Source organism: Spirillospora sp. NPDC052242 (assembly GCF_040679555.1).
GTDB lineage: Bacteria > Actinomycetota > Actinomycetes > Streptosporangiales > Streptosporangiaceae > Spirillospora.
This window is the reverse complement of sequence record NZ_JBFAUZ010000023.1, coordinates 46,091-69,354: the sequence shown is the minus strand read 5'-3', so window position 1 is coordinate 69,354 and position 23,264 is coordinate 46,091. Positions and strand designations below refer to the sequence as shown.

The following is a 23,264-nucleotide window of genomic DNA, read 5'->3' as shown; positions in this document are numbered from 1 at the left end:
GGTGATCAGCCCTCGGCCGTGAAGTAGGCCGTGACCTCCATCGAGGTCTCCACGATCTGGTAGTCGGGCGTGACCCAGCGGGCCGCGCGGTCCTCGGTCCGGTCGGTGTCGGGGGTGTGCTCGATCATCACGGTGCACCTTCCTCGGGACGTCGTCCGGTCGGCGCCATCGTCCTGAAAGCGCTTTCCAGACGGGCTCGAAAGGGATGTTACGTCGTTCCAGAAAGCGCTTCCAGACCTCGCGGACGAGAATTTCCCGGAGACGCCGAGCACCGGCCGGGTCAGCCGGGGCCGCCGGGATCCCAGTGTGCGAGGTCGCGCACGCCTCGACGAGCCGGGCGACGAGCGCGGTCACCGCCGACTCGCGCAGCCCCAGGGTGCGGGCGAGCCCGCGCCGGGTGACGTCCGGCTCGTCCCGCACGGCGAGCAGCGCACCGAGCTGCGCGTTGGTCACCCCGGCGGCCGCGCAGGGCGCGGTCGCCGTGCCCGGGGAGCGCGCGGCCGCGTCCTGAGTCAGGCGCCCGTGAGGTCGTCCCACCGGGCGCGCACCGCGCGCTCGCCGTCCGGGGTGAGCTCGCCGAGGAGGCGGAGCCGGGCGAGGCCGCCGTCGGGGTACACGTCCACCCGCACGAGGGACGCCTCGACGGGCGGCACGCGGAACCGGTGGCGGGTGTCGGGCCGGACCCGCGTCCGCGGCAGGACGTCGTGGTGGGGCGCCCGGTCGTCGGCGCCCCCGGCCGGGTGGATCGCCCGGACGGCGACCTCGGCGGGGGCGTTGAACTTGAGGTTCGTCGTGTCGATCTCGACCAGGGTGACCAGGCCCCGGCCGGCGAGGCGGACGAGCGCCCAGTCGTGGCCGGAGTCGCGGCGGCGGGCCGTCTCCCAGCCCTCCCCCTGGTTGCGGGCGAGGCCGGGGAACAGCATGTTGTCGGGCGACGAGTAGAACATGTCCGAGCACTCGACGACCCGGGCGCCGTTCTCGAGGGCGGCGAGGTCCACCGTGAGTCCGGTGACCAGCCGCGGATCGGGGACGACCTCCCCGTGCACGCGCAGCCGCGCGATGCCGCCGTCCGGGAACATGTTCAGCCGGACGTGCGTGAACAGCCGCCCGGCGTCGACGGGGAACGCGTGCTCGGCGTCGCCCCGCAGCGGGGACTTCGGGACGATCTCGACCCAGTCGGCGTCCGCGAGTTCGGCGGGGCTCGGGTACCCGTCGGCGCGGCACGCCTCGACGGACGCGTGCGGCGGGTAGTTGCCCTTGAACCAGGCGGTGTCGACGACGACGCCGCGGATCACGCCGGGCAGGCCGAGCCGGACGAGGGCCCAGTCGTGGCCGGGGCCGCGCCGCCGGGCCGTCTCCCACCCGTCGTACTCCTGCCCCTTCGGCCCGAACGTCGCGGGGCGGAACGCGGGCGCCCACGGGTTGATCAGGTTCTCCTTCTCCTCGAACGACTCGTCGCTGGCGGCGAGCACCGAGCCGCCGAGCGTCCGGACGGCCAGGTCGGGGAGGGTGGCGAAGTCGGTCATGCGGTCTCCGATCGGGTCAGCGGGCGGCCGGCCGGGACGTCGCCGACGGGCGCGCCGCGCAGCCAGGTCGTCCGGACGGCGCCGGTGAGGACCCGGCCCGCGTACGGGGTGACGGGGTGCCGGTGGTGCAGGGCGGCGGGGTCGACGGTGAACGCCGCGTCGGGGTCGAAGGCGACGAGGTCGGCGTCCCGGCCGACCTCGATGGCGCCCTTGCCGGGGACGCGGGCGAGCGCGGCGGGCGCCGCGGACATCCAGCGGACGACGTCGGCGAGGCCGTGGCCGCGGGCGCGCGCGGCCGTCCAGACGGCGGGCAGGCCGAGCTGGAGGGACGACACGCCGCCCCAGGCGGACGCGAAGTCGCCGCGTTTCAGTTCGGGCGCGCAGGGCGAGTGGTCGGTGACGACGCAGGAGATCACGCCGTCGGCGAGGCCCCGCCACAGTTCGTCCCGGTTGCCGGGGTCGCGGATGGGCGGGCAGCACTTGAACGCGGTCGCGCCGTCCGCGACGTCGTCGGCGGTGAGGGTGAGGTAGTGCGGGCAGGTCTCGGCGGTGACGGGCAGCCCGGCGTCCCGCGCCTCCGCGAGCGGGGCGAGGCAGTCGGCCGCGGAGAGGTGCAGGATGTGCGCGCGGACGCCCGTCTCCGCGGCGAGCCGGACGACGCGTTCGACGGCGCGGCGCTCGGCCGAGGGCGGGCGGGACGCGAGGAACGCGGCGTAGCGCCCGCCGGCGGGGGCCGTCAGGGAGGCGGGGTCCTCGGCGTGCACGATGACGAGGCCGCCGAACGACGCGATCTCGGCGAACGCGTCCCGCATCTCCGCCGGGGACAGCGGCGGGAACTCCGGGACGCCCGAGTCGGCGGTGAAGCACTTGAACCCGAACACGCCGCGCTCGTGCAGCGGCCGCAGCTCGGCGAGGTTGCCGGGGACGGCGCCGCCCCAGAACCCGACGTCCACGTGGCACGCGCCGTCCGCCGCGGCGCGCTTGACCGCGAGGGCCGCGGGGTCGGTGGTGGGCGGCAGCGAGTTGAGCGGCATGTCGACGAGGGCGGTGACGCCCCCGGCCGCCGCCGCGCGGGTCGCGGTCGCGAACCCCTCCCACTCCGTGCGTCCGGGCTCGTTGATGTGGACGTGCGTGTCGACGAGCCCCGGCAGCAGCGCGGTGCCGCCGAGGTCGACGTCGGACGGCGTGTCGTGGGGCTCGATCGCGGCGATCCGGCCGGCGCGGACGACGACGGCCGCGGGGCGCTCGCCGTCCGGCAGGACCGTCCGGCGGGATCTGATCACCAGGTCGCGGGGCACGCGGCTCCTTCCGGGTGGAGCGGGGGCGCCGCGGACGGCGGCGCCCCCGCGGCGGCTTACGGGACGGGCTCGTACTCGCGGATCCGGTCGATGCGGACGCCGTTGGCGGTGTCGGCCTCCCGCTCGATCATGATCTCGACGAGGACGGGACGGGACGTGCGGTCGGCCTCCTTGCGGGCCCATTCGAGCGCGGGCCGGATGCCGTCCGGTTCGACGACCCGGGTGCCCGCGCAGCCGTACGCCTCCATGATCTTGACGTTGTCGGTGCCGTACTCGTCGTAGTGCAGGTCCGCCTCGTACTTCATGGCGTATCCGCCGTGGTCCTGCGCCATCCGGATCAGCCCGAGGTACTCGTTGTTCAGCATGATCAGGACGAACGGGACGTCGTACTGCGCGGCCACCGCGAGCTCCTCGACGAGGAACTGGAACGAGTAGTCGCCGACGATCCCGACGACCTCGGCGTCCGGTTCGGTCGCGGCGAGGGCGGTCTTGACGCCGATCGCCGCCGGGATCTCCCAGCCGAGCGGGCCCGCCTGCCCGCACACCTGGTAGTGCCGGGGTTTCGGCGCCTTCTGGTGCTGGCCGCCCCAGATCTGGTACAGCCCGATCGCCGTCACGAAGCAGGTGTCGGACGAGTAGAACTCGTTGATCTCCTTGTAGACGCGGGGCGCCTTGATCGGCACGTCGTCGAAGTCCTCGCGGCGGGTCAGCGTCGCCTTGAGCTCCCGCACGCGCCCGGCCCACTCCCCGGCGGGACGTCCGGCGCCGCGCGCCCGCGCGAGGTCGATGATCGCGCGGAGGAACAGCCGGGTGTCGGACACGATCCCGAGGTCGGGCCCGAACACTTTGCCGATCTGCGTGGGCTCGATGTCGACGTGGATGAACGTGCGTCCCGCGCGGTAGACGTCGAGCCGCCCGGTGTGCCGGTCGCCGAACCGGGCGCCGAGTGCCAGCACGAGGTCCGATTCGAGGAACGACGCGTTGCCGTACCGCTGGGACGTCTGCACGCCGGTCATGCCCGCGTAGAGCGGGTGGTCCTCGTCCAGCGCGCCCTTCTCGCCGCCGCTGACCGGCGCGTCCAGCACCCGCAGGCCCTTCTCCGCGCCCGCCTCGGCGACCCGGATCGAGGTCTCCGGCCGGACGGTCGAGAAGTCGATGACGAGCGTGCCCGGCGCGGCGCTCTCCAGGACGCCGCCCGCGCCGAAGAACACGTCCTCGACGTGCTCGTCCTGCGGCAGCATCGTCACGACGACCTCCGCGCCGGCGACCGCGCCCGCGACGCCGTCCGCCGCCGCGCCGCCCGCCCCGACCAGCGCGTCCAGGCCCTTCGGCGCGACGTCGAACCCGGTCACGTCGTGCCCGGCGGCGACGAGGTGCCGCGCCATCGGGGCGCCCATGATCCCGAGGCCGATGAATCCGATCCTGCTCATGCCCGGTGCCCCTCCATCCAGCCGAACTCCTGCTCCGTCGGCCCGTCCGGCCTGTACTCCAGCGCGACGCGGCCGGCGTAGCCGATCGCGTCGAGCACGCGGAACAGGCGGGCGAAGTCGATCTCCCCGGTGCCGGGACGGCCCCGGCCGGGGGCGTCGGCGATCTGCACGTGCCCGATGTCGGCGGCGTGCTCCCGCGCGACCTTCTCCAGGTCGTCGCCGTTCACGGTCAGGTGGAAGGCGTCGAACAGGAACTTCACGTTCGCCGCGCCCTCCGCCCGCACCCGCCGCACGACGGCCATCGCGTCGGCGGCCGTCTCCAGCGGGTACGCGCCGTTCATCCCCCGGGCGAGGGGCTCGATCAGCACCGTCCCGCCGAGCGCCCCGACCGCGTCCGCCGCGAACGCCAGGTTCGCCGTCGCGACCCGGTCCTGCTCGGCCGCCGCGACGCCGCCGAGCCGCTGCCCGTACAGGGCGTTGAACGACCGGACGCCCGTCCGCTCGGCGATCCGGACCAGCACGCCGACGCTCTCGCGGAACTCGGTGGCGCGGGCCGGGTCCGACAGGACGCCCCGCTCCCCCGCCGGCATGTCGCCCGCGTAGAAGTTCAGGCCGATCAGCCGGACGCGGGCGTCCTCGATCGCCGCGCAGAACGCGTCGACGTCGGCGGCGGACGGCACGGGCTCGCCCGGCCACGGCCACCAGAACTCCACCGCGTCGAACCCGGCCGCCTTCGCCGCGGCCGGACGTTCGAGCAGCGGCAGCTCGGTGAACAGGATCGAGCAGTTCACGGCCCACTGCGGCCTCATGCGCGCCTCCCTCTCCGCTCGCTCGCCCAGGCCGCCCGCAAGGGACGCCTGCCAGGCGAAGGCGGCCGCGTGCCCGCGCCCCGCTCGCCGCGTCCGCTCCCATCGGCCGCACATGCCGCCTTGGGCGGGCGCCTCCTCCCGCTGCGGTCGGTCCGCTCGGTCACGCGGCCTCCTTCGACGCGTTCCGGTAGCCCTGCCAGCTCCCGTGCTCGGTGATGTCGATCAGGCCGACGTACGACGTGCACGGCCTACGCAACAGCATGGCGAACGCGGACGAGCCGCCGGCCAGCTCGATCACGCCGAGTTCGAGTTCGGGCGGTTCGGCGGGCAGCAGCCGGTCGCGCAGCACGTCCATCGCGACGTCGTACACCTCGCCGGTGACGCGCGCCGCCGTGCGCGGGCGGTCGTGGTGGATCGGCCCGTTGATCCGCCCGAGGGGCAGCGCGGTGCCGCCGTGGCGGGCGGCGGTGAACTCCGCCGCGATCGCCACGGCCGTCTCCTGCGGGGTGCGGGCCGTCCGCCGTCTCCCCGCCGTCGCGGCAGCGGACGGACGCCATGCCGGTGCGGCCGAGTTCGAGCATCGCGCGGGCCTCCGCGACGACGGCCCGGTCGGTGCCGGCGCTCGACGCAGCCGCTGGAGACGCTCCCGGCGGCCTCGCCGGCCGCGGACACGGCCGGCGCGGCGCCGGGCGGGCGGGGCGCGCTGCCCCGCACCGCGACGACGGTCGTCGAAGAACCCGGACAGGACGAGCGTGAACAGCACGACCGTCGCGGTGACGACCCCGGCCCGCGCGAACCCGCCGAAGAGGTCGACCTCGAACAGCAGGCCGAAGTCCGGTGACGCGAACACCGAGCCGGGCACCTTCGGCTCGACCGGTCCCCAGCTCGCCGGGGCGACCTTCGCGACCTCGTTGATCACGACGGCGAGGACGGTCGCGGCGACGATGCCGATCAGCATCGCGCCGGGCACCCGCCGGACGAACAGGACGAGCATCAGCACGAGGCCCGCGCAGAACACGAGCACCGGCCAGCTCGCGAGCTCGCCGAAGGTGCCGAGGCCGAGGGCGGTCGACGCGGTCTCGTGGTGCCCGACGAACCCGGCGTCCACCAGGCCGATCAGGGCGATGAACGCGCCGATGCCGACGCCGATCGCCTGCTTGAGCGCGAGCGGGATCGCGTCCATGATCAGCCGCCGGACGCCGGTCGAGGGCGGCGCCGGTAACGTCCTTCGCGTCGCCGATGATCAGCGGGACGAGGACGACCAGGTAGGCCATCGCGACGAACGTGGTGACGCCGCCGCGGACCTCGCGGGCGACGGTCGTCCCGCGCCCGGTCAGGTCGAAGAAGCGGTCGAGGGGGTGGGCGGCGCCGGCCCCGGACGGGCCGGGCGGCGGGTTCTCCGGGGTGCGGGGGCGTGTCTCAGTCACGGTTCGAGCCCTTCGTCGGGGTCCGGGGTCGCCCCCGGGGAGACACTGTGGGCGCGATCGGCCGCCGGGCGGCCCGCCGCGCGCGAACGCGCGGGGCCGTCCGTCCGGACGATCGGTGCGGTTGCGGGGCTCGCCCGCGTCCTCCCCCGAGGCCGGGCGCGGGCGGCCCCCGTTGATCAACTGCGCGGCGGAGCGGCTCCGGCGTGGGCCGTGGCGATGTGCTCCGGTCGAACCGGCACTCGGGTGAGCGCGCTGCCCGTGGCGTCGCGGATGGCGGCGACGATGGCGGGCGTGGAGGAGAGCGTGGGTGGCTCTCCGGCGCCCCGCAGCCCGTATGGGGCGGCGGGGTCGGGGTTCTCGAGGATGTCCAGCCGCATCGGCGGCATGTCGAGGACGGTCGGGACGAGGTAGTCGGTGAAGGACGGGTTGCGGACGAGCCCGCCGGACACCTGGATCTCCTCCAGGACGGCGAGGCCGAGGCCCTGCGCGGAGCCGCCGTGGATCTGGCCCTCCAGCGACTGCCGGTTGAGGATCCGGCCGACGTCCTGGACGGCGGCCAGCTCGACGACCTTGACGAGGCCGAGTTCGACGTCGACGTCCACGACGGCGCGGTGCACGCAGATGGCGAGCTGGGTGTGGCTGGCGCCCTGCCCGGTCACCGGGTCCATCGGCACGGTGGGCCGGTGGTGGTACTCGCGGGTCTCGTCGATGACGGCGTCGCCGAGCGCGTCCTCGACCGTGCCGAGCACGCCGTCCGCCCGCGAGACGATCTTGCCGCCGGCGACGGTCAGGTCCGCGGTCCCGGCGCGCCCGTACCGGTCGGCGGCGAGCGCGAGGAGTTCGGCGCGGACCGCCTCGCAGGCCGTCTTGACCGCGCCGCCCGACATGTACGACTGGCGGGACGCGCTGGACGAGCCGGCGTCGCCCACCCTGATATCGGCCGGGGCGATCGTCACCTTCCCGATGCCGAGTTCGGTGCGGGCGATCTGCGCCTGGATGGTCACCAGGCCCTGCCCGACCTCGGCGGCCGCCGTGTGGACGAGCGCGGTCGCCTCGCCGCCGATGACCTCCAGCCGGACGCGGGCGGTGGACAGGTCGTCGGCGCCCTCGGAGAAGCAGATGTTCTTGATCCCGACGCCGTAGCCGACGCCGCGCACGACGCCCTCGCCGTGGGTGGTCTGGGACGCGCCGCCCGGCAGGTTCCGGATGTCGGACGTGTCGGCGGCCGCGGGCATCGGCATGCCCTCCAGCCGCGTCAGCATGTCCGCGAGCGGCGCGGGCGAGTCGATGACCTGCCCGGTCGCGATCGTCGACCCCTGCGAGACGGCGTTGCGGCGGCGGACCTCGACCGGGCCGATGCCGCACGCGGCGGCGACCCGGTCCATCATCGACTCGTAGGCGAAGCACGCCTGGACGGCGCCGAACCCGCGCATCGCCCCGCACGGCGGGTTGTTGGTGTAGACCCCGTACGCGTCGATCCTGATGTTGGGGATCTCGTACGGGCCGACGCCGAGCGACGCGGCGCCGCCGACGACGTTGCGCGTGGACGACGTGTACGCGCCGCCGTCGAGGACGATCTCCACGTCGGCGTACAGGAGCCGCCCGTCCGCCGTGGCGCCGTACTCGTACCGCATCTGCGCGGGATGCCGGTGGACGTGCCCGAAGAACGACTCCTCCCGGTTGTACGACATCTTCACCGGTTTGCCGGTGCGCAGCGCCAGCATCGCCGCGTGGATCTGCACCGACAGGTCCTCGCGGCCGCCGAACGCGCCGCCGACGCCCGCGAGCGTCATGTGGATCTTGTCTTCGGGGAGGTCCAGGCACGGCGCGATCTGCGCCAGGTCGTTGTGCATCCACTGCGTGGACACGTACAGCTCGACGCCGCCGTCCTCGGCGGGGACCGCGAGCCCGGCCTCCGGCCCGAGGAACGCCTGGTCCTGCATGCCGACCTCGAACTCCGCGGACACCACGACCGCGGCCTCGGCGCGCGCGGCGTCGACGTCCCCGACCCGGACGGGCTGGTGCCGGACGACGCCGCCGAGCGGCTGCACCCGCAGCCCGTCCGGGTCGGCGATCACCGCGCGGGGGTCGGTGACCGGCTCCAGCACCGCGTAGTCGACGGCGATGCGGGCGAGGGCCCGGCGCGCCGTCTCGGGGTGGTCGGCGGCGACGATCGCGACCGGCTCGCCCTGGTGCCGGACCTCGTCGAACGCGAGGACCGGCTGGTCCTCGGTGCCGTCCTCCCCGTACACCTTCTTGCCGGGCACGTCCTCGTGCGTGAGGACGGCGTGCACGCCCGGCACCGCCAGCGCGGGCCCGACGTCGATCGACCGGACGAGCGCGCGGGGGTGCGGGCTGCGCAGCGTGGCGCCCCACAGCATCCCGTCCGTCCACAGGTCGGACGCGTACGCGAACTCGCCCGTGACCTTGAGGGTGCCGTCGGGGCGCGGCGGGCTGTCGCCGACGCCGCCGATGCCCGGCGCCTCCACCTTTCCCGGGCTCTTCACCGGGCCGCTCCGCACCGGGCCGCTCCGCACCGGGCCGCTTTTCATCGGGGACGCCATCTACAGCACCTCCTCCGCGAGCCGCATGAGCCGGCGGTGCGCGTCCGCGCCGCGCCGCGCCGCCTCGTCCTGCGGCACGCTCACCAGCACGTCGCCGTCGACGATCGTCCGGCCGCCGACGAGCAGCCGCTCCAGCGGCGGGGTGCCGCCGAACGCGAGGGCGACCACCGGGTCGTCGACGGCCGCGTGGAAGCCGTCCACCCGCCACAGCGCGACGTCGGCGAGCTTCCCGGGCTCCAGCGTGCCCAGCTCGCCGTCGCGGCCGAGGCAGCGGGCGCCGCCGAGCGTCGCCATCTCCAGCGCCTGCCGGGCGGTCAGCGCCGTCGGCCCGTACCGGGCGCGCTGCATGTAGATCGCCTGCCGCATCTCCCCCGCGAGCGGGACGAGCTCGGCCGACGCCGACCCGTCCACGCCGAGCCCGACGATCGCGCCCTCCCGCAGCAGGTGCGACACGCGGGCGATGCCGGCGCCGAGCCGGGCGTTGGAGCTGGGGCAGTGCGCGGTGCCGGTGCGGGTCTCGGCCAGCCGCTTCACGTCGGTGTCGTGCAGGTGGACGCAGTGCGCGAGCCACACGTCGGGGCCGAGCCAGCCGATCGAGTCGAGGTACTCGGCCGGCGTCATCCCGAACTGCTCGCGGGTGTGCTCCTCCTCGTCGAGGGTCTCGGCGAGGTGCGTGTGCAGCCGGACGTTCTTCGCGCGCGCCAGCTCCGCCGACCGGACGAGCAGGTCGCGGGTCACCGAGAACGGCGAGCAGGGCGCGACCGCGACCCGCAGCATCGAGCCCGGCGACGGGTCGTGGTACCGGTCGATCGCGGCCTCGGTCTCGGCAAGGATCGTGTCGAGGTCCTCGACGACCTCGTCGGGCGGCAGGCCCCCGGCGGACCGGCCCCGGTCCATCGAGCCCCGCGCCGCGTGGAACCGGACGCCCAGTTCGGCGGCCGCGCCGATCTCGGCGGCGAACAGGTCGCCGCGCCCCTTCGGGAACAGGTAGTGGTGGTCGGACGCCGTGGTGCAGCCCGACTTCGCGAGCCAGCCGAGCCCGGCGCTCGCCGCGCCCGCGACCACCTCGGCGTCCATCCTCGACCACGGCTCGTACAGGGTCGTCAGCCACTCGAACAGCGTGCTGTCGCTCGCCATGCCCTGGCTCGCCCACTGGTACAGGTGGTGGTGCGCGTTGACGAGCCCCGGCGTGGCGACGCAGCCGGTGCCGTCGACCCGCTCGGCGCCCGCGGTCTCGGGGGCCGGGCCGGGCCCCACCGCGGCGATGCGGTCGCCGTCGATCACGACGTGCCCGCCGGGATGCTCCTCCCCGGACACCGTCACGACGTGCGCGTTCTCGATGACGATCTTCGCTCGGTCGTCCGTCGCCCGGTCGTCCTTCGCCCGGTCGTCCTTCGCCCGGTCGTCCGTCGCTCGGTCGTTCGTCATTCGGCGGCCGCCTTCCGCGCGGCGGCGAGGCGCACCGCGTCCAGGATCTTCTCGTAGCCGGTGCAACGGCACAGGTTCCCCGCGAGCGCCTCGCGGATCTCCGCGTCGCTCGGCGCGGGATTGCGCTCGATCAGGTCGTGGGACTGCACGATCAGGCCCGGCGTGCAGAACCCGCACTGGACGGCGCCCGCCTCCACGAACGCCTCCTGCACGGGATCGAGCCGCTCCTCGCCCGGCGCCCCCGCGGCCAGCCCCTCGACGGTGCGGACCTCGCGGCCCTCCGCCTGCCCGGCCGCGACCAGGCACGCGCACGCCGGCACACCGTCCAGGTACACCGTGCACGAGCCGCACTCGCCCTGCTCGCACGCGTTCTTCGAGCCCGGGAGCCCCATGCGCTCCCGCAGCATGTACAGCAGGCTCTCGCCCTCCCACACGTCGTCCACGGTCTCCGCCGAGCCGTTGACGGTGACGTTCACGCGCATCAGGACGCCTCCCTTCCCTTCGTGCCCGCCCGGTGGTCGTTCCAGGCCCAGGTGAGCGTGCGCCGCGCCATCACCGCGAGGGCGTGCCTGCGGTAGCCGGCGGTGCCCCGCACGTCGTCGATCGGCGCCGCCGCGCGCGCCGCCAGCGCGCCGAACTCCCGCGCCGCGGCGTCCGGCAGCGGGCCGCGCCCGTCCCAGTCGAGCTCGGCGGCGGCGAACTCCTCCGCCTCCCGCGCCCGGCGCGGCGTCACGGCGGCCGAACCGAACCCGGTGCCGACGCGGCGCTCGTCCGGGTGCAGCGCCACCGCGAACGAGCACACCGCGATCACCATCGCGTTCCGGGTGCCGACCTTGGAGAAGTACTGCGGGCCGGGCGCCGGCCGGACGCGGAACGCGCGGATCAGCTCGTCCGGCTCCAGCGCCGACCGCTTCACGCCCAGGTAGAACTCCTCCGCCGGGATCAGCCGCACGCCGCGCGCGGCCGACTCCACCTCGATCACCGCGTCCCCGGCCAGCAGCGGCGGGTGCGCGTCGCCCGCCGGGGACGCCGCGCCCAGGTTGCCGCCGACCGTCCCGCGGTTGCGGATCTGCGGCGACCCGACCGTCCGGGACGCCTGCGCGAGCCCCGGCAGCCGGTCGCTCAGCTCCCGGATCAGCCGCGCGTACGGGACGCCCGCGCCGACGCGGAGCACGCCGCCGTCCTCGTCCCACCCGGCCAGTTCGCCGACGCGGTTCAGGTCGAGCAGCGCCTCCGGCCGCCGCACGTCGAAGTTGATCTCGACCATGACGTCGGTGCCGCCCTGGATCGGCAGCGCACCGGGGTGCGCGGCCTTCGCGGCGAGCGCGTCCGCCCAGCTCACCGGTCGCAGGAACTCCATCGCGCCCCCTTCAGTTCCACGCGTCCGGCGCATCCGGGGCGTCGTCGTCGAGCACCGTGCCCTCGATGAGCCCGTACGGACGGTCGGCCGCGAAATAGACCTCGTTGTCGTTGTCCATGCCGAACGGCCGCAGGTCGACGAGGAAGTGATGCCGGTTCGGCATCGACATCCGCACCTCGCAGACCTCGCGCCGCTCCCGCAGCACGCGCCGTCCCATCTCGTAGAGCGTCTGCTGCAGCGACAGGCTGTGCGTCTCCGCGAACCCCCTCAGCAGGTGTTCCCGCACCGCCCCGTACGAGTCGCCCCAGTCGGTGCCGACCCCGCGATGCCGCCAGGTCGCCGTCACGGCCGTCGCCAGGATCCGGTCGTCCGTGGGCTCCAGCGTCGTGAACTCGTCCACGGCGAACCCGTGGAACTCGCTGCCCGTCGAGTTCAGCACCACGAGGTCCTTCAGGCCCGACACGACCGTCTCCCGCCCGCCCGTCCCGTCGCTGTGCACCAGCGCGGTCCGCACCTCCGTGCCGTCCCGGACGAACGAGTGCCGCTCGGTGATCCGATTCCAGGCGTACTCCTCGACCGCCACCCGGGCGTGCGCGACCGCCGGCTGCGCGTCCACGAAGTGCCGCGCCAGCCGCAGCCCGAAGTTCTCGATCTCCCCGACGCCGTACCGCTTCGCGAACGCGAACACGGTGTTCTTCTGCGTGTCCGTGGGCAGCACCGCCGCGTTGTCGCCGGTCAGATGCACGTCCTCCATGTCGCCCGACAGCAGCACGCTCACGTTGACGTCCTTGATCCGGTGGACGTCGCCGTCCCGGGTGACGCGGACGACCCGCGTCTCCGCCTTCCCGTACCGGTTGTCGCCGAGCACGATCGTCATGCGGTCTAGCTCCCTCGGTAGGTCGAGTACGCGAACGGGCTGAGCAGCAGCGGGACGTGCAGGTGCGCGTCCGGGTCGGCGACCGTGAACGCGACCGTCACCTCGGGGTAGAAGTCCGACAGGCCGGCCGTGTCGAACGTCAGCCGGTGCACGCCCGCGCCCGGCGTGATCCCCCAGTCGCGGACGCGGCCGTCGTCGTCCGTCCGGGTCTCCACCAGGCCGGTCCAGGTCCCGTCCGGCTCCCTGCGCTCCAGCCGCACCCGGACGTCCCGCGCGGGCAGCCCGCGCGACGCGTCCAGCACGTGCGTCGAAAGGCTCACGTCGACTCCTCGATCAGCTTCGCCAACCGCAGATCCACGATCGCGGCCAGCTCCTCCCGGACGACCGCGCGCTCGGCCTCCGGGTCGTTGCCCAGCCGCTCCCGGAGGGCGGCCAGCATCTCCGCCGCGCTCAGGCCGGTCGCGCAGATGAGGAACACATGCCCGAACCGCTCCTCGTATGCGCGGTTGCCCTCGATCAGCGCGTCCCGCGGCCCGGCCGCGGCCGCGTCCATCCCGGACTGCTCGCCCCGCGACCACGCCGACTCGCGATCGTCGCCCGTCACCCGGTCGCCGATCCGCGGATGCGCCGCGAGCGCCTCCTCGACGCCGGCCCAGTCCAGCCCGTCCAGCGCCCGCGCCGACGCCGCCCGCAACTCCGCGGCGCCGAGGCCGCGCACCGCCTCGAGCCACGCGCGGGACGCGCAGCAGGCCCGCAGATCGTCCTCGGTGATCGGCACCCGCACCTCCTCTCGTCCGTCCTGACAGCAGTAGACACAGCGGCGCGCGGCCGGGTCGAGGGACAAGACCTCCGAGATGTGACCCCGATCACGGTCCCGATTTCGTGCATTGCTCCAAGCGCCCCCGCGCCCCCTACACCCCGGCCCGTCCCCCTGGGTTAACTGGCCGTATGAGACTGCGTTCCCTCCTGGCCATGCCCCTGCGGCTGGAGGTCGTCACCGGGGAGGACGAGCTGGACCGGACGATCCGGTGGGTCGTCACCACCGACCTGCTCGACCCCGGCCGCTACCTGCGCGGCCGCGAGCTCGTGCTGACCGGCCTCGTCTGGCGCACCGGCCCCGCCGACTCCGAGACCTTCGTGTCGGCGCTCGCCGCGGCCGGCGTCTCCGCCCTCGCCGCATGGGACCTCGCGTCCGGCACCGTCCCGGACGACCTCGTCGCGGCGTGCGAGCGGCACCGGATCCCGCTGTTCAAGGTCCCCGAGGACGTGGCGTTCGCGACCGTCACCGAGGAGGTCGTCCGGCAGCTGTCGGGCGCCCGCGCCGCCGACCTGACCGCCGTCCTCGACCGGCACCGCCGGCTCGTCGCGGGCCAGGGCGCGGGCCTGGACGCCGTCCTCGACCTCCTCGACCGCGACCTCGGCATGCGCTGCCGGGTGCTCACCCCCACCGGCCGCGTCGTCGCCGGGCCGCCCGCGCCCGCACCGGACGCCCTGGCCCGCGCGTTCCTGACCGCGCCGCGGCTCCCGCACCACCTCGCCGACAGGGGCGTCTCCCTCTTCCCCGTCGCCGAGGACACCACCTCACGCGTCGCCGACTGGTTCCTCGCCTGCGAGGGCGACGCCGCCGAGTGGCCCCCCGAGCGCCGCGCCGTCGCCACCGAACTCGCCGCGCTCGCCGCGCTCGAACGCGCCCGCCTCGACGACCGCCTCAGCATGGAGGGCCGGCTGGCGCAGGAACTCGTCCGCCTCGTCGTCGCCGCCGCGCCCCCCGACGAGATCGTCCCCCGCCTCGAACTCGCCGGCCTCGACCCCGCGGCGTCGTTCGTCGCGGTCGCCGCCACGGGACGCGGGTCGCTGCGGCCCGGCGAGCTCCGCACGCTCCTCGCGGAGGCCGCGCCGGTCCCCCACCCCCTCGTGGGCCTGCTCGACGACGAGGCCGTCGCGCTCGTCCCCACCGCACCGGGCACGGACGTCGCCGCCGGCGTCCACGCCACCCTGCAGGCCCTCGCCCCCGGCCTCGCGGGCTCCGGCATCGCCGTGGGCGTCAGCGACGTCGCCCCGGCCGCCGAACTGCGCGGCGCCGTCGAGGAGGCCCGCTACGCGCGCCGCCTCGCCACCGGCCGCACCGCCCCCGTGTGCGTCGTCCGGCACGACGAGCTCGCCACCCACGTCCTGCTGCTCGCGAGCGTGCCGGACGACGTCCGCCAGATGTTCGAGATGCGGCTCCTCGACCCCCTGCGGACCTACGACGACGTGCACAAGGCCGACCTGATCCGCACCCTCGAGACGTTCCTGCAGAACTCCGGGTCCTGGACCCGGTGCGCCGAACAGCTGCACCTGCACGTGAACTCCGTCCGGTACCGCATCCAGCGCATCGAGGACCTCACCGGCCGCGACCTGTCCCGCCTGGAGGACCGGGTCGACTTCTTCCTCGCCCTCCGCCTCGCCTAGGACCGTCCGGAGCACAGCGCGCGGTCGATGAGCGCGGCGGACGCCTTGGCCTGCTCCAGCGGCGACTCGTCCGGCTCCAGCGCGCTCGCGTAGAACACCGTCACCGAGCGGCGGCCGTCGGCCGTGACGGCGTTGTCGGTCATCGCGTTCCAGCCGCCGCCGCCGTGGAACCAGACCTTCTTCCCGCACGACGTCGTGCGCTGCATCAGCCCCAGCCCGTACATGGGCTCCTTGTAGTACATCTCGAAGCCCGTGGCCTCCACGGTCTTCTGCATCTCCCTCAGCTGCGCCGGAGCCAGCAGCCGCCCGCCGAGCAGCGCCCGGAAGAAGCGGTTGACGTCCTCGGTCGTGCTGATGAGGGACCCGTCGGCCTGCCCCGCCGCGAACGTCGACACGTCCGTCAGCGGGCCGCCCGGGGTCCAGCGCTTGTACGCGGCCAGGCGCGGGGACGGCAGGTGCGGCGAGGCGCCGGGCAGGATCGTGCCCCGCAGGCCGAGCGGCTCGATGACGCGGTCGCGCACCTCCTCCCGCCAGGACCGGCCGGTCGCCTTCTCGATGATCATCCCGGCGAGCACGTAGTTGGTGTTGGAGTAGCCCCACTGCCGGCCGTCCGGCTTGAACACCGGTTCCTTCTGCAGCGCCATGGCCACCAGCTCCTCGGGCCGGAAGGTGCGGAACCGCTCCTGCAGGAACTCCTCGTACGTGGTCGCCCGCTCGAGCGGCACGGAGTCGGCGTACTCGGGGAGCCCGCTGCGGTGCCCCAGGAGGTACTGCACGGTGATCTTCGACCCGTCGTACTCGCCGACGTCGAGGAGGCCGGGCAGCCACTGCTCCACCGTGTCGTCGAGCCCGATCCGGCCCTCGCCCACCAGCTGAAGGACGGTGGTGGCCACGAACGCCTTCGTCGTGCTGCCGGCCCGGTGCCGCGCGTCCCACGGCACCGGGCGGTTCGACTCGAGATCGGCGACCCCGGCGCGCGCGGCCGTCCGTCCCGCGGGCGTGCGCACCTCGGCGAGGACCCCGGTCGTCCCGGTCGCCGCCAGCGCGTCCACGTCCCGCTGCAGCCGCGCCCTCCCGTCCCGGTCCTCCGCGGCGACGGCGACCGACGGCACCGTCACCCCCGCCAGCAGGGCGACCCCGGTGACGGTCAGCCGGCGCCACGTGCGCTTGGCCTTCGTACTGTTGGCCTTCGTACTGTTGGACTTCGTGCTGTTGGACTTCGCGTGGTTCGTCATGCCGCAAGAGTCGCCCGGTCCGCCGCCCCGGGCCATAGGGGATCACCCCGGCATTCCGCGCGCGAACCCCGGTTCGTCCCCGGGGTCGCCCTCAGGGTGCGTCCCCGGCGCCCCGGGCGACTCAGGGCCGCCTCCGGGGCGGAGCCAGACCCGGTAGGCGGTCTGGAGGGCGGCCCGGCGGGCAGGGTCCATGAGGACGTCGACGCCGTCGACCCCCGGACCCGAGCACGTCCGAGCCGGAGCCGAGGCGCGCCGCCGCGTGCGGCAGCGGGTTACGCCGATCATTTTCCGGCGAAGCGGTACCTCGTCTGTCCGTGGGGGTCCTTGGCGAACGCGAAGGCCGTGGCCGGCTCGATCCGGTACACGGCCGCGGCGTCGTCGCCCGCGCCGAAGACGCCGTCGCCGACCTCGAAGCGCCAGGTCTCGCCGTACTTGTCCACGTACGCGTCGGCGAGGCGCCGCAGGGACGGACCGTCGGTCACCTGCACGGCGACGCCCTCGACGACGACGTCGAGGCCCTGCGCCCACGCGTTGTTCCCCGTGGTCAGCGTCACCTGCCGGCTGTGGTCGAGGTTGCGGGCCTTCTGCTCGCGCAGGCCGGTGCAGAAGTGGACGGCGTCCTCGTGCAGCACCCCGATGAGGGGCGTCACGTGCGGCCGCCCGTCCCCTCGCACGGTGGCGAGCCAGTACAGTTCCGCGTCCTGCAGCACGCGCCGGGCGTCGGGCCACGGAGTCGCGCGCGCGGACGGGTCGCTGAAGCGGCCGTCGAACTCGGTGACGGGTGCATCGCCGTTCATGGGATTCCTCGCTTTCAGGCGGTGTGGCGGGCGAGGGCGGGGACGACCGTGTCCCACGTCCGGCCGGGCAGACCCTGGCCGGTGCGCGGGAGGATCAGCAGTTCGGCGCGGGGGATCTCGGCGGCGAGGGCCTCGGCGTTGCCGAGCGGGAAGAACGGGTCGTCCTCGCCGTGGATCACGAGGGTCGGGGCGGCGATGGCGGGGAGGCGCTCGCGCCAGCGGTCGCCGCAGTCGAGGGCGGCGAACACGGTGCCCATCTGGTTCGCGCGGTGCGCCTTGCCGGGGTCGGCGCCGGGGAGCGTGCGGTCGTGGATCCGTTCGATGGCCGCGCGGGCCTCGTCCTCGTCGAAGTCGCGGCCGCCCATGGCGCGGGCGCTCGCGAGCTGGAAGGCGACGACGGACGACCGGTCGGTCCAGTCGACCGGCGGGGCGTTCGTGAAGTGCTCCATGAGCTCGGGCGCGTGGTCGGGGAGGTCGGGGTCGACCGGGCCGGGGGCGACGGGCCGGGTGCCGATGAGGGTGAGGGTGGCGACGCGGCCGGGGTGGTCGAGGGCGAGGAGCTGGGCGATCCAGCCGCCGGGGCCCGCGCCGACGACGTGCGCGCGGGGCAGGTCCAGGGCGTCGAGCAGGGCGGCGGCGTCCGCGACGAGGTCGCGGAGGGTGTAGCCGGGGGCGTCCGGGTCGACGGTGGTGGAGCGGCCCACGTCGCGCAGGTCGTACCGGACGACGAAGCGCCGCAGGGCCGCGAGGCGCGCGCAGAACGCGTCGGGCCACGTGAGCATCGTCCCGCCGATGAGCAGGATCGGCGGGTCGGCGGGGTCGCCGAAGGTCTCCGTGCACAGTTCGACGCCGTTGGCCTTGATGAGTTCTTCCATACCCGTTCGGACCCGCGCGGCGTCCGGAACTCATCGGCCGGCGGCGCCGGGCGGCGCCACCGGCCGGAGCGGTCAGGACTTGAGGGCGTTGAGGGCCGCGGCGATGTTCTCCTCGGCCGCGTCCCGGCGGACGCCGAGGCCGGACAGGACGCCGTCGCCGTCCTCGAGTTCGAGAAGGGCGAGGAGGAGGTGCTCGGTGCCGATGTAGTTGTGGCCGAGCCGCAACGCCGCACGGAACGTCAGCTCCATCGCCTTCTTCGCGTGCGGCCCCATGGGGATCTCGTCCGGCCGGCCGCCGCTCTCGGGCGGCAGCGTCTCCCGGGCGGCCTGCCGGACGGTGTCGAGCAGGACGCCCTGCGCCGTGATCGCCTTCGCGGCGAGCGCGTCCGGTTCGGCGAGCAGCCCCAGGACAAGGTGCGCGGGCTCGATGCGCTCGTTGCCCGCGGCGCGCGCCTCCGTCATGGCCGCCACGACGACGTTGCGGGCGCGCGGGGTGAAGCGCTGGAAGTTCTCGGCCGGGTCGAGCGGCGTCCCCTCCTTCGGGACGAACCGCTTCTGCGCCGCCTGCTTGGTGACGCCCATGCTCTTGCCGATCTCGGTCCAGGACGCCCCGGACCTGCGGGCCTGGTCGACGAAGTGGCCGATGAGGTGGTCGGCGATCTCGCCGAGGTGGTCGGCGGCGAGGACCGCGTCCGTCAGCTGCTCGAGGGGGTCGGTGTGGACCTTCTTGATGGCGTCGATGAGCTCGTCCAGCCGGACGTCGCCGATCGGCCGTCCCGATTCCGTCATACGTCAACCATAGGTTGACGACCTCGGACCGTCAACCGCGCGTTGACGATCACCATCCGGCGGCCCCCGCGAAGGACGTCCCGTGCGGCCGGTACCCGAGGAACGCGCGGGCCGCCGAGATGTCGAGGGTCCGCTCGACCGCGAGATGGCTGATCGCGTACCGGGTGATCCGGGGCGGTTCGGGACGTCCGGCCAGCAGGAACGCGCCCTCGGCGACGGCGGCGACCGGACGGGCGAGGGCCGCCGGGACGTAGACCGGCCTGGCCCGGACGCCGCGCTCGCGCAGGATCTCCCGGAACGCCGCGTCGATCGTGACCGGTTCGGCGTCGGCGACGTTGAACGCGCGCGGGACGACGCCCGGGACGGTCGCGGCCAAAGCGCAGGCCAGGACGAGGTTGCCGATCGACGTGAGGCTGATCCGCTGCCCGCCCGTCCCGACCGCGGGCAGGACCGGCCCCCGCACCGCCGAGAGCACGCGCGGGAGCAGGGTCGTGTCGCCGGGCCCGTAGACGGCGTGCGGCCGCAGGACGATCGCGCCGCGGGCGAGCGCGACCCGTTCGGCCGCCGCCTTCGAGGCCCCGTAGGCGTTCATGTAGCGGCGGACGGGCGCCTCGTCCTCGGTCGCCATGACGCTCGGCCGGAACGGGTCGTACACGCTCGCCGTGCTGACGTGCACGAACCGCGCGTCCGGGAACGTCGCGAGGGCGCTGCGGGTGCCGGTGAGGTTCGCGGCGAACAGGTCGGCCGGGCGTCCCCAGTCGGTGACGCTCCCCGCGCAGTGGATCACCGCGTCCACGCGGGGCGGGCCGGGCAGCGGGCCGCGCACGAGGTCCCACGGCCGGTAGGGCGCGCCGCCCAGGTGCCCCGGGGACACGGCTGGACGGCGGCCGAACGCGAAGACCGTCACGCCCTCGGCGGTGAGCGCGCGGCACACCGCGCCGCCGACGAACCCGGACGCACCGGTCACGGCGATCCTCATCGGGCCACCAGCTCCCGCAGACGATCGCGGTCGAGCTTGCGCGTGCGTCCGGACCGGGGCAGCTCGGGGAGGACGACGACGCGGTCGGGCAGCGCGTCGTGGTCGATGACGCCCGGGAGCGCGCGGCGGAGCCGTCCGGGCAGGTCGGGCGGCCCCACGACGGCCAGGACCACCTCCTCGTCGCCCGTGGACGGGTCGGGGACGCCGACGATCGCGGCCTCGGCGACGTCCGGGAGCGCGGCGATCGACGGCTCGTACAGGCCCGGGTACAGGTTGAACTTGCCGCGGATGAGCATGTCCTTCTTGCGCCCGGTGAGGACGAGCCGTCCGCCGTCGAGGCGCGCGAGGTCCCCGGTCGGGAGTTCGGCCAGGGGGTCGGCGCCGAGGTAGCCGCGGCACAGGTTCGGTCCCGCGAGGTGCAGTTCGCCGTCGTCCGCGAGGCGCGCGGCGACGCCCGGCAGCGGCGCCCCGAGCAGGTCGCCCGGCCCCGCGAACGCGAGCTTCTCCTCAGCCGACGCGATCGCGACCGGGAGGATCTCGGTCATCGCGTACACCGACGCGACCTCGGCCGACGGCGCCGCCGCCATGGCCCGCCGCAGGATCGCGGGCGGCGCCGGGGCCGCGCCGAGCAGGACGTGCCGCAGCGTTCCCGGCAGTTCCGGCGCCGCGTCCAGGATCTCCGCGAGGTGCACGGGGACGCAGAAGGTGTGCGTCGCCCGGCGGTCGCGCAGCAGCCGGGCGAACTCGGCGGGCGGGCGGCCGAGCGGCGGCAGCGACCAGCGGGCGCCGGAGATCAGCGTGGGCAGCCCGAGCATGAGCTGGTCGGTGTGGACGACGTCGCCCGGGCCGAGCGGCAGCCGCGCCCGGAACAGGTCGAGCGCCGCCGCGAGCGAGCCCTGCGTGTGGACGACCGCGCGCGGGTCCGCCGTCGTCCCCGACGTGAAGATCACGGCGGCGGGCGCGTCCGGGTCGGCGTCCGCGCCGGGCTCGGGCGCCGGGCCGGACGCGAGCCGCGCGAACGCGAGGGACCCGCGCGGGACGCCCGGGAGCCGCCGGCCGACGTGGACGTGCCGCATCGGCCCGGCGCCCGGTATCCGCAGGTCCCCGAGGTTCGGCAGCAGCAGCCCGCGGCGCCGCGCGTAGGCCCGGACGGGCCGCAGCCGGCTGCCCGCGTAAAGGACCGACTCCGCCGCCGACCAGCGGGGCCGCGCCAGCCGCAGCCGCGCGGTGAACATCTCGGGCCCGGCGCCCGGGTCGGCGAACACCACCACTCCCCCGGCCGCGACGGCCCCGAGCGCGAGGACGAGCGAGTCGGGCGACGGCCGCACGGAGAACAGCACGCCGTCCCCCGGCGCCATCCCCGCCGAGATCAGCCCGTACCGGACGGCCAGCACGCGCCGCCGCAGCTCCCCGTAGGCGAGTTCGGCGCCGTCCCCCGCGACGAGCGCCACGGCGTCGGGCGTCCGCGCCGCCTGGTCCAGCAACCGCCGAACGAGCGTCATCGTGGGGCCTCCGAGCGGATCGTCAGACGTCGGTAGGTCGGGATCAGGACGTTCCGGGCGGCTGCTCGGTCGACGACGTGCAGGGGCGCGGCGTCCAGGACGGTGCGGGCCACGCGGCGGATCTGGGCCATGGCGAGGGGGTAGCCGATGCAGAAGTGCGGGCCCGCGCCGAACCAGAGGCGGCGCAGTTCGGGCGGGTGCGGGCGGTCGGGGTCGAAGGGGCCGAGGTCGCGGCAGCAGTTGTGCGTGGCGATGAGGATCCGGTCGCCCGGCCGGACGGCCGCGCCGCCGATCCTCGACGCCCGGTGCACGCTGCGCAGCATGACGGGCGTCGGGGTGGTGAACCGCATGGCCTCGTCGATCGCCCGGTCCAGGAAGCCGTCCGAGGCGGCGGCGTCGGCGAGCAGCCCGGAGTCGGCGAGGAGGGCGACGAGGCGGGGGGTGAGCGTCGCGACGGTCTCGGTGCCGGTGAGGAAGAACGCCCCGGCGGCGCCGCGCGCCTCGTCCTCGGACAGGCCGAGCGTCCGCATGCGTCCCATGACGGTCGACTCGTCCCCGGCGGCGTACGCCTTCGCGGCGGCGTCGCCGAGCGGGTCCAGCACCGCGCGGGCGCGCCGGACCTGCGCGGGCGACAGCCGCCGGGTCCGCAGCGAGACGGCCGAGACGACGCGCTCGCCCTGCTCGAACAGCCGCCGGAACTCGCGTTCGGTGCTCAGGTCCAGGCCGATGACCTCGCTGATCACGGCGCCCGCCATGACGCGCGCGGCGTCCACGAGGTCGACGGGCGCGCCGCCCGCGAGCCGGTCGCGCAGCCGGTCCAGCGGGCCCGCGAGGACGCGCGCGCACAGGTCGTCCGCGTAGGCGGGGGTGAACAGGTCGGTGAGGCGGCGCCGGAGCGCCCGGTGCGCGTCGCCCTCCATGTTGAGCAGGACGGACGGCCCCAGCACGGGCGTCCACAGTTCGCCGGGCGATCCGGGGCCGTCCTTGCGGAACGTCTCGCCGTCCATGAGGACGCCGCGCGCGAGGGCCGCGTCGTTCACCACGACGCCCACGCCGGGCACCCGGACGACGGGGCCGCGCCGGGCGAGGCCGCGCAGCAGCGGGTACGCGAACGGGTGCGCGGAGAGGTAGAGGCGGCGTTCCCGGTTCTCTGGACGACCGTTCATCGGATGTCGACCTCCGCGGGCCGGTACCGGTGGTCGGCGTACCAGCCGAGGGTCCGGACCAGGCCGAACGCGCGGAGCCGCCGCACCGACCCGTAGACGATCACGTCGTCGCGCAGCCCGTAGGCGGGGGTGAGGTACCGGACGCGGTTGACGAGCGCGCGGTCCTCGTGGACGTCCTCGATGCGGGTGCGCGGGAAGCCGCCCGCGCGCTCGTACAGGTCGGCGGTGACGGCGACGTTGCAGCCCGGCATCATCACGTAGGGACCGAGGTAGAGGGGGTCCTGGTTCCCCGGGCGGAACCGGCCGAACAGGGCGGCGACCTCGATGACGGCGGGCAGCAGCCGGCGTTCCCAGAGCTTGAGGGGGAACTCGTCGGTGCGGGGCCGCAGCGGCCCGCTGACCAGTTCGAGGCCCTCGGCGAACGCCCGCTTCACGGAGGCGATCCAGCCGGGGTGCGGCAGGCAGTCGGCGTCGGTGCGCGCGATGTGCGTGGCCCCGGCGGCGGCGGCGTGCCGGAACCCGGTGTCGGCGGCGGCGCCGGTGCCCTTCTCCTCCTCCCGGACGATCCGGACGCCGAAGCCCGGGCCGTCCGCGGCGAACTCCTCGACGATCTTCGCGGTGGCGTCGGTGCTGGCGTTGTCGACGACGACGAGCGTGAACGCGGTGTCGGTCTGCTCGGCGAGGCGGCGCAGCGTCGCGCCGATCGAGCGCTCCTCGTTGTAGGCGGGGACGACGACCCAGAGGTTCATGG

Annotated in this window: 22 protein-coding genes and 1 pseudogene; 1 reads left to right on the top strand and 22 read right to left on the bottom strand. The window is 74.9% G+C overall.

Features of this window, described 5'->3' with window-relative positions; genetic code table 11:
* Nucleotides 1-5: 5 nt before the first annotated feature.
* The 14 genes and pseudogenes from pqqA to uraD all read right to left on the bottom strand — a co-directional run bounded on the left by pqqA (nucleotide 6) and on the right by uraD (nucleotide 13,497).
* Nucleotides 6-128 carry a pyrroloquinoline quinone precursor peptide PqqA gene (gene pqqA / locus AB0L25_RS20100; RefSeq protein WP_500174149.1) on the bottom strand — a complete coding sequence of 41 codons (123 nt, stop codon included), beginning with the start codon at nucleotides 126-128 and terminating at the stop codon, nucleotides 6-8.
* Nucleotides 129-512: 384 nt separating this feature from the next.
* On the bottom strand, nucleotides 513-1,526 hold the full coding sequence (alc, locus tag AB0L25_RS20095; RefSeq protein ID WP_500174148.1) for an allantoicase: 1,014 nt from the start codon (nucleotides 1,524-1,526) through the stop codon (nucleotides 513-515).
* Nucleotides 1,523-2,824, bottom strand: coding sequence for an allantoinase AllB (gene allB, locus AB0L25_RS20090; protein ID WP_500174147.1), 1,302 nt, complete (start codon nucleotides 2,822-2,824; stop codon nucleotides 1,523-1,525). Before allB ends, alc begins: the two co-directional genes overlap by 4 nt.
* 56 nt (nucleotides 2,825-2,880) lie before the next feature.
* On the bottom strand, nucleotides 2,881-4,254 hold the full coding sequence (locus AB0L25_RS20085; protein WP_500174146.1) for an NAD(P)-binding domain-containing protein: 1,374 nt from the start codon (nucleotides 4,252-4,254) through the stop codon (nucleotides 2,881-2,883).
* Nucleotides 4,251-5,063: a hydroxypyruvate isomerase family protein gene (locus AB0L25_RS20080; protein WP_500174145.1), complete on the bottom strand. Its 813-nt coding sequence runs from the start codon at nucleotides 5,061-5,063 to the stop codon at nucleotides 4,251-4,253. Before AB0L25_RS20080 ends, AB0L25_RS20085 begins: the two co-directional genes overlap by 4 nt.
* 160 nt (nucleotides 5,064-5,223) lie before the next feature.
* Nucleotides 5,224-5,553, bottom strand: coding sequence for an allophanate hydrolase-related protein (locus tag AB0L25_RS20075; protein WP_500174215.1), 330 nt, complete (start codon nucleotides 5,551-5,553; stop codon nucleotides 5,224-5,226).
* Nucleotides 5,554-5,732: 179 nt separating this feature from the next.
* Nucleotides 5,733-5,777: pseudogene (locus AB0L25_RS20070) on the bottom strand (hypothetical protein); the annotation flags it as partial.
* An 889-nt stretch (nucleotides 5,778-6,666) separates the two neighbouring features.
* Nucleotides 6,667-8,997 carry a xanthine dehydrogenase subunit D gene (gene pucD, locus AB0L25_RS20065; RefSeq protein WP_500174144.1) on the bottom strand — a complete coding sequence of 777 codons (2,331 nt, stop codon included), beginning with the start codon at nucleotides 8,995-8,997 and terminating at the stop codon, nucleotides 6,667-6,669.
* A 57-nt stretch (nucleotides 8,998-9,054) separates the two neighbouring features.
* Nucleotides 9,055-10,482, bottom strand: a complete 1,428-nt coding sequence (locus tag AB0L25_RS20060) for an 8-oxoguanine deaminase (protein ID WP_500174143.1) — start codon at nucleotides 10,480-10,482, stop codon at nucleotides 9,055-9,057.
* The gene (locus tag AB0L25_RS20055; RefSeq protein WP_500174142.1) at nucleotides 10,479-10,964 is read right to left on the bottom strand and encodes a (2Fe-2S)-binding protein; all 486 of its coding nucleotides are present in this window, start codon (nucleotides 10,962-10,964) and stop codon (nucleotides 10,479-10,481) included. The genes AB0L25_RS20060 and AB0L25_RS20055 overlap by 4 nt, the downstream gene beginning before the upstream one ends.
* Entirely contained in the window at nucleotides 10,964-11,842 is an 879-nt protein-coding gene (locus AB0L25_RS20050; protein ID WP_500174141.1) for an FAD binding domain-containing protein, read from the bottom strand. The genes AB0L25_RS20055 and AB0L25_RS20050 overlap by 1 nt, the downstream gene beginning before the upstream one ends.
* A gap of 10 nt (nucleotides 11,843-11,852) precedes the next feature.
* Nucleotides 11,853-12,719 (bottom strand): factor-independent urate hydroxylase, encoded by an 867-nt coding sequence (gene pucL, locus AB0L25_RS20045; protein ID WP_500174140.1) that lies wholly within the window; start codon nucleotides 12,717-12,719, stop codon nucleotides 11,853-11,855.
* Nucleotides 12,720-12,724: 5 nt separating this feature from the next.
* A complete protein-coding gene (gene uraH, locus AB0L25_RS20040; protein ID WP_500174139.1) occupies nucleotides 12,725-13,039 on the bottom strand; it encodes a hydroxyisourate hydrolase in 315 nt (104 codons plus the stop codon).
* The gene (gene uraD / locus AB0L25_RS20035) at nucleotides 13,036-13,497 is read right to left on the bottom strand and encodes a 2-oxo-4-hydroxy-4-carboxy-5-ureidoimidazoline decarboxylase (protein WP_500174138.1); all 462 of its coding nucleotides are present in this window, start codon (nucleotides 13,495-13,497) and stop codon (nucleotides 13,036-13,038) included. The genes uraH and uraD overlap by 4 nt, the downstream gene beginning before the upstream one ends.
* Before the next feature lie 170 nt (nucleotides 13,498-13,667).
* Here uraD and AB0L25_RS20030 point away from each other — a divergent pair, with 170 nt between their 5' ends.
* The gene (locus tag AB0L25_RS20030) at nucleotides 13,668-15,170 is read left to right on the top strand and encodes a PucR family transcriptional regulator (protein WP_500174137.1); all 1,503 of its coding nucleotides are present in this window, start codon (nucleotides 13,668-13,670) and stop codon (nucleotides 15,168-15,170) included.
* On the opposite strand, the gene AB0L25_RS20025 is transcribed toward AB0L25_RS20030, so the two are convergent.
* From AB0L25_RS20025 to AB0L25_RS19990, 8 genes are all read right to left on the bottom strand, one after another.
* Complete coding sequence (locus AB0L25_RS20025) at nucleotides 15,167-16,405, bottom strand: serine hydrolase domain-containing protein (protein ID WP_500174136.1); 1,239 nt, start codon at nucleotides 16,403-16,405, stop codon at nucleotides 15,167-15,169. The two genes, AB0L25_RS20030 and AB0L25_RS20025, sit on opposite strands and share 4 nt — an antisense overlap.
* Nucleotides 16,406-16,686: 281 nt before the next feature.
* Nucleotides 16,687-17,202 carry a pyridoxamine 5'-phosphate oxidase family protein gene (locus AB0L25_RS20020; protein ID WP_500174135.1) on the bottom strand — a complete coding sequence of 172 codons (516 nt, stop codon included), beginning with the start codon at nucleotides 17,200-17,202 and terminating at the stop codon, nucleotides 16,687-16,689.
* 14 nt (nucleotides 17,203-17,216) lie between these two features.
* Complete coding sequence (locus tag AB0L25_RS20015; protein ID WP_500174134.1) at nucleotides 17,217-18,077, bottom strand: alpha/beta fold hydrolase; 861 nt, start codon at nucleotides 18,075-18,077, stop codon at nucleotides 17,217-17,219.
* Between the two features lie 72 nt (nucleotides 18,078-18,149).
* On the bottom strand, nucleotides 18,150-18,866 hold the full coding sequence (locus tag AB0L25_RS20010) for a Clp protease N-terminal domain-containing protein (RefSeq protein ID WP_500174133.1): 717 nt from the start codon (nucleotides 18,864-18,866) through the stop codon (nucleotides 18,150-18,152).
* A 49-nt stretch (nucleotides 18,867-18,915) separates the two neighbouring features.
* Nucleotides 18,916-19,845, bottom strand: coding sequence for an NAD-dependent epimerase/dehydratase family protein (locus tag AB0L25_RS20005; protein WP_500174132.1), 930 nt, complete (start codon nucleotides 19,843-19,845; stop codon nucleotides 18,916-18,918).
* Entirely contained in the window at nucleotides 19,842-21,347 is a 1,506-nt protein-coding gene (locus tag AB0L25_RS20000; RefSeq protein WP_500174131.1) for a class I adenylate-forming enzyme family protein, read from the bottom strand. The genes AB0L25_RS20005 and AB0L25_RS20000 overlap by 4 nt, the downstream gene beginning before the upstream one ends.
* Nucleotides 21,344-22,513, bottom strand: coding sequence for a cytochrome P450 (locus tag AB0L25_RS19995; RefSeq protein WP_500174130.1), 1,170 nt, complete (start codon nucleotides 22,511-22,513; stop codon nucleotides 21,344-21,346). Before AB0L25_RS19995 ends, AB0L25_RS20000 begins: the two co-directional genes overlap by 4 nt.
* Nucleotides 22,510-23,262, bottom strand: coding sequence for a glycosyltransferase family 2 protein (locus AB0L25_RS19990; RefSeq protein WP_500174129.1), 753 nt, complete (start codon nucleotides 23,260-23,262; stop codon nucleotides 22,510-22,512). Before AB0L25_RS19990 ends, AB0L25_RS19995 begins: the two co-directional genes overlap by 4 nt.
* Nucleotides 23,263-23,264: the final 2 nt, after the last annotated feature.

Coding starts and splice junctions, on each gene's coding strand:
- AB0L25_RS19995 (WP_500174130.1), bottom strand. CDS start 22,513: ATGAACGGTCGTCCAGAGAACCGGGAACGCCGCCTCTACCTCTCCGCG.
- pqqA (WP_500174149.1), bottom strand. CDS start 128: ATGATCGAGCACACCCCCGACACCGACCGGACCGAGGACCGCGCGGCC.
- AB0L25_RS20080 (WP_500174145.1), bottom strand. CDS start 5,063: ATGAGGCCGCAGTGGGCCGTGAACTGCTCGATCCTGTTCACCGAGCTG.
- AB0L25_RS20085 (WP_500174146.1), bottom strand. CDS start 4,254: ATGAGCAGGATCGGATTCATCGGCCTCGGGATCATGGGCGCCCCGATG.
- AB0L25_RS20005 (WP_500174132.1), bottom strand. CDS start 19,845: ATGAGGATCGCCGTGACCGGTGCGTCCGGGTTCGTCGGCGGCGCGGTG.
- AB0L25_RS20025 (WP_500174136.1), bottom strand. CDS start 16,405: ATGACGAACCACGCGAAGTCCAACAGCACGAAGTCCAACAGTACGAAG.
- AB0L25_RS20020 (WP_500174135.1), bottom strand. CDS start 17,202: ATGAACGGCGATGCACCCGTCACCGAGTTCGACGGCCGCTTCAGCGAC.
- AB0L25_RS19990 (WP_500174129.1), bottom strand. CDS start 23,262: ATGAACCTCTGGGTCGTCGTCCCCGCCTACAACGAGGAGCGCTCGATC.
- AB0L25_RS20060 (WP_500174143.1), bottom strand. CDS start 10,482: ATGACGAACGACCGAGCGACGGACGACCGGGCGAAGGACGACCGGGCG.
- pucL (WP_500174140.1), bottom strand. CDS start 12,719: ATGACGATCGTGCTCGGCGACAACCGGTACGGGAAGGCGGAGACGCGG.
- AB0L25_RS20030 (WP_500174137.1), top strand. CDS start 13,668: ATGAGACTGCGTTCCCTCCTGGCCATGCCCCTGCGGCTGGAGGTCGTC.
- AB0L25_RS20015 (WP_500174134.1), bottom strand. CDS start 18,077: ATGGAAGAACTCATCAAGGCCAACGGCGTCGAACTGTGCACGGAGACC.
- AB0L25_RS20010 (WP_500174133.1), bottom strand. CDS start 18,866: ATGACGGAATCGGGACGGCCGATCGGCGACGTCCGGCTGGACGAGCTC.
- alc (WP_500174148.1), bottom strand. CDS start 1,526: ATGACCGACTTCGCCACCCTCCCCGACCTGGCCGTCCGGACGCTCGGC.
- AB0L25_RS20000 (WP_500174131.1), bottom strand. CDS start 21,347: ATGACGCTCGTTCGGCGGTTGCTGGACCAGGCGGCGCGGACGCCCGAC.
- AB0L25_RS20050 (WP_500174141.1), bottom strand. CDS start 11,842: ATGGAGTTCCTGCGACCGGTGAGCTGGGCGGACGCGCTCGCCGCGAAG.
- AB0L25_RS20055 (WP_500174142.1), bottom strand. CDS start 10,964: ATGCGCGTGAACGTCACCGTCAACGGCTCGGCGGAGACCGTGGACGAC.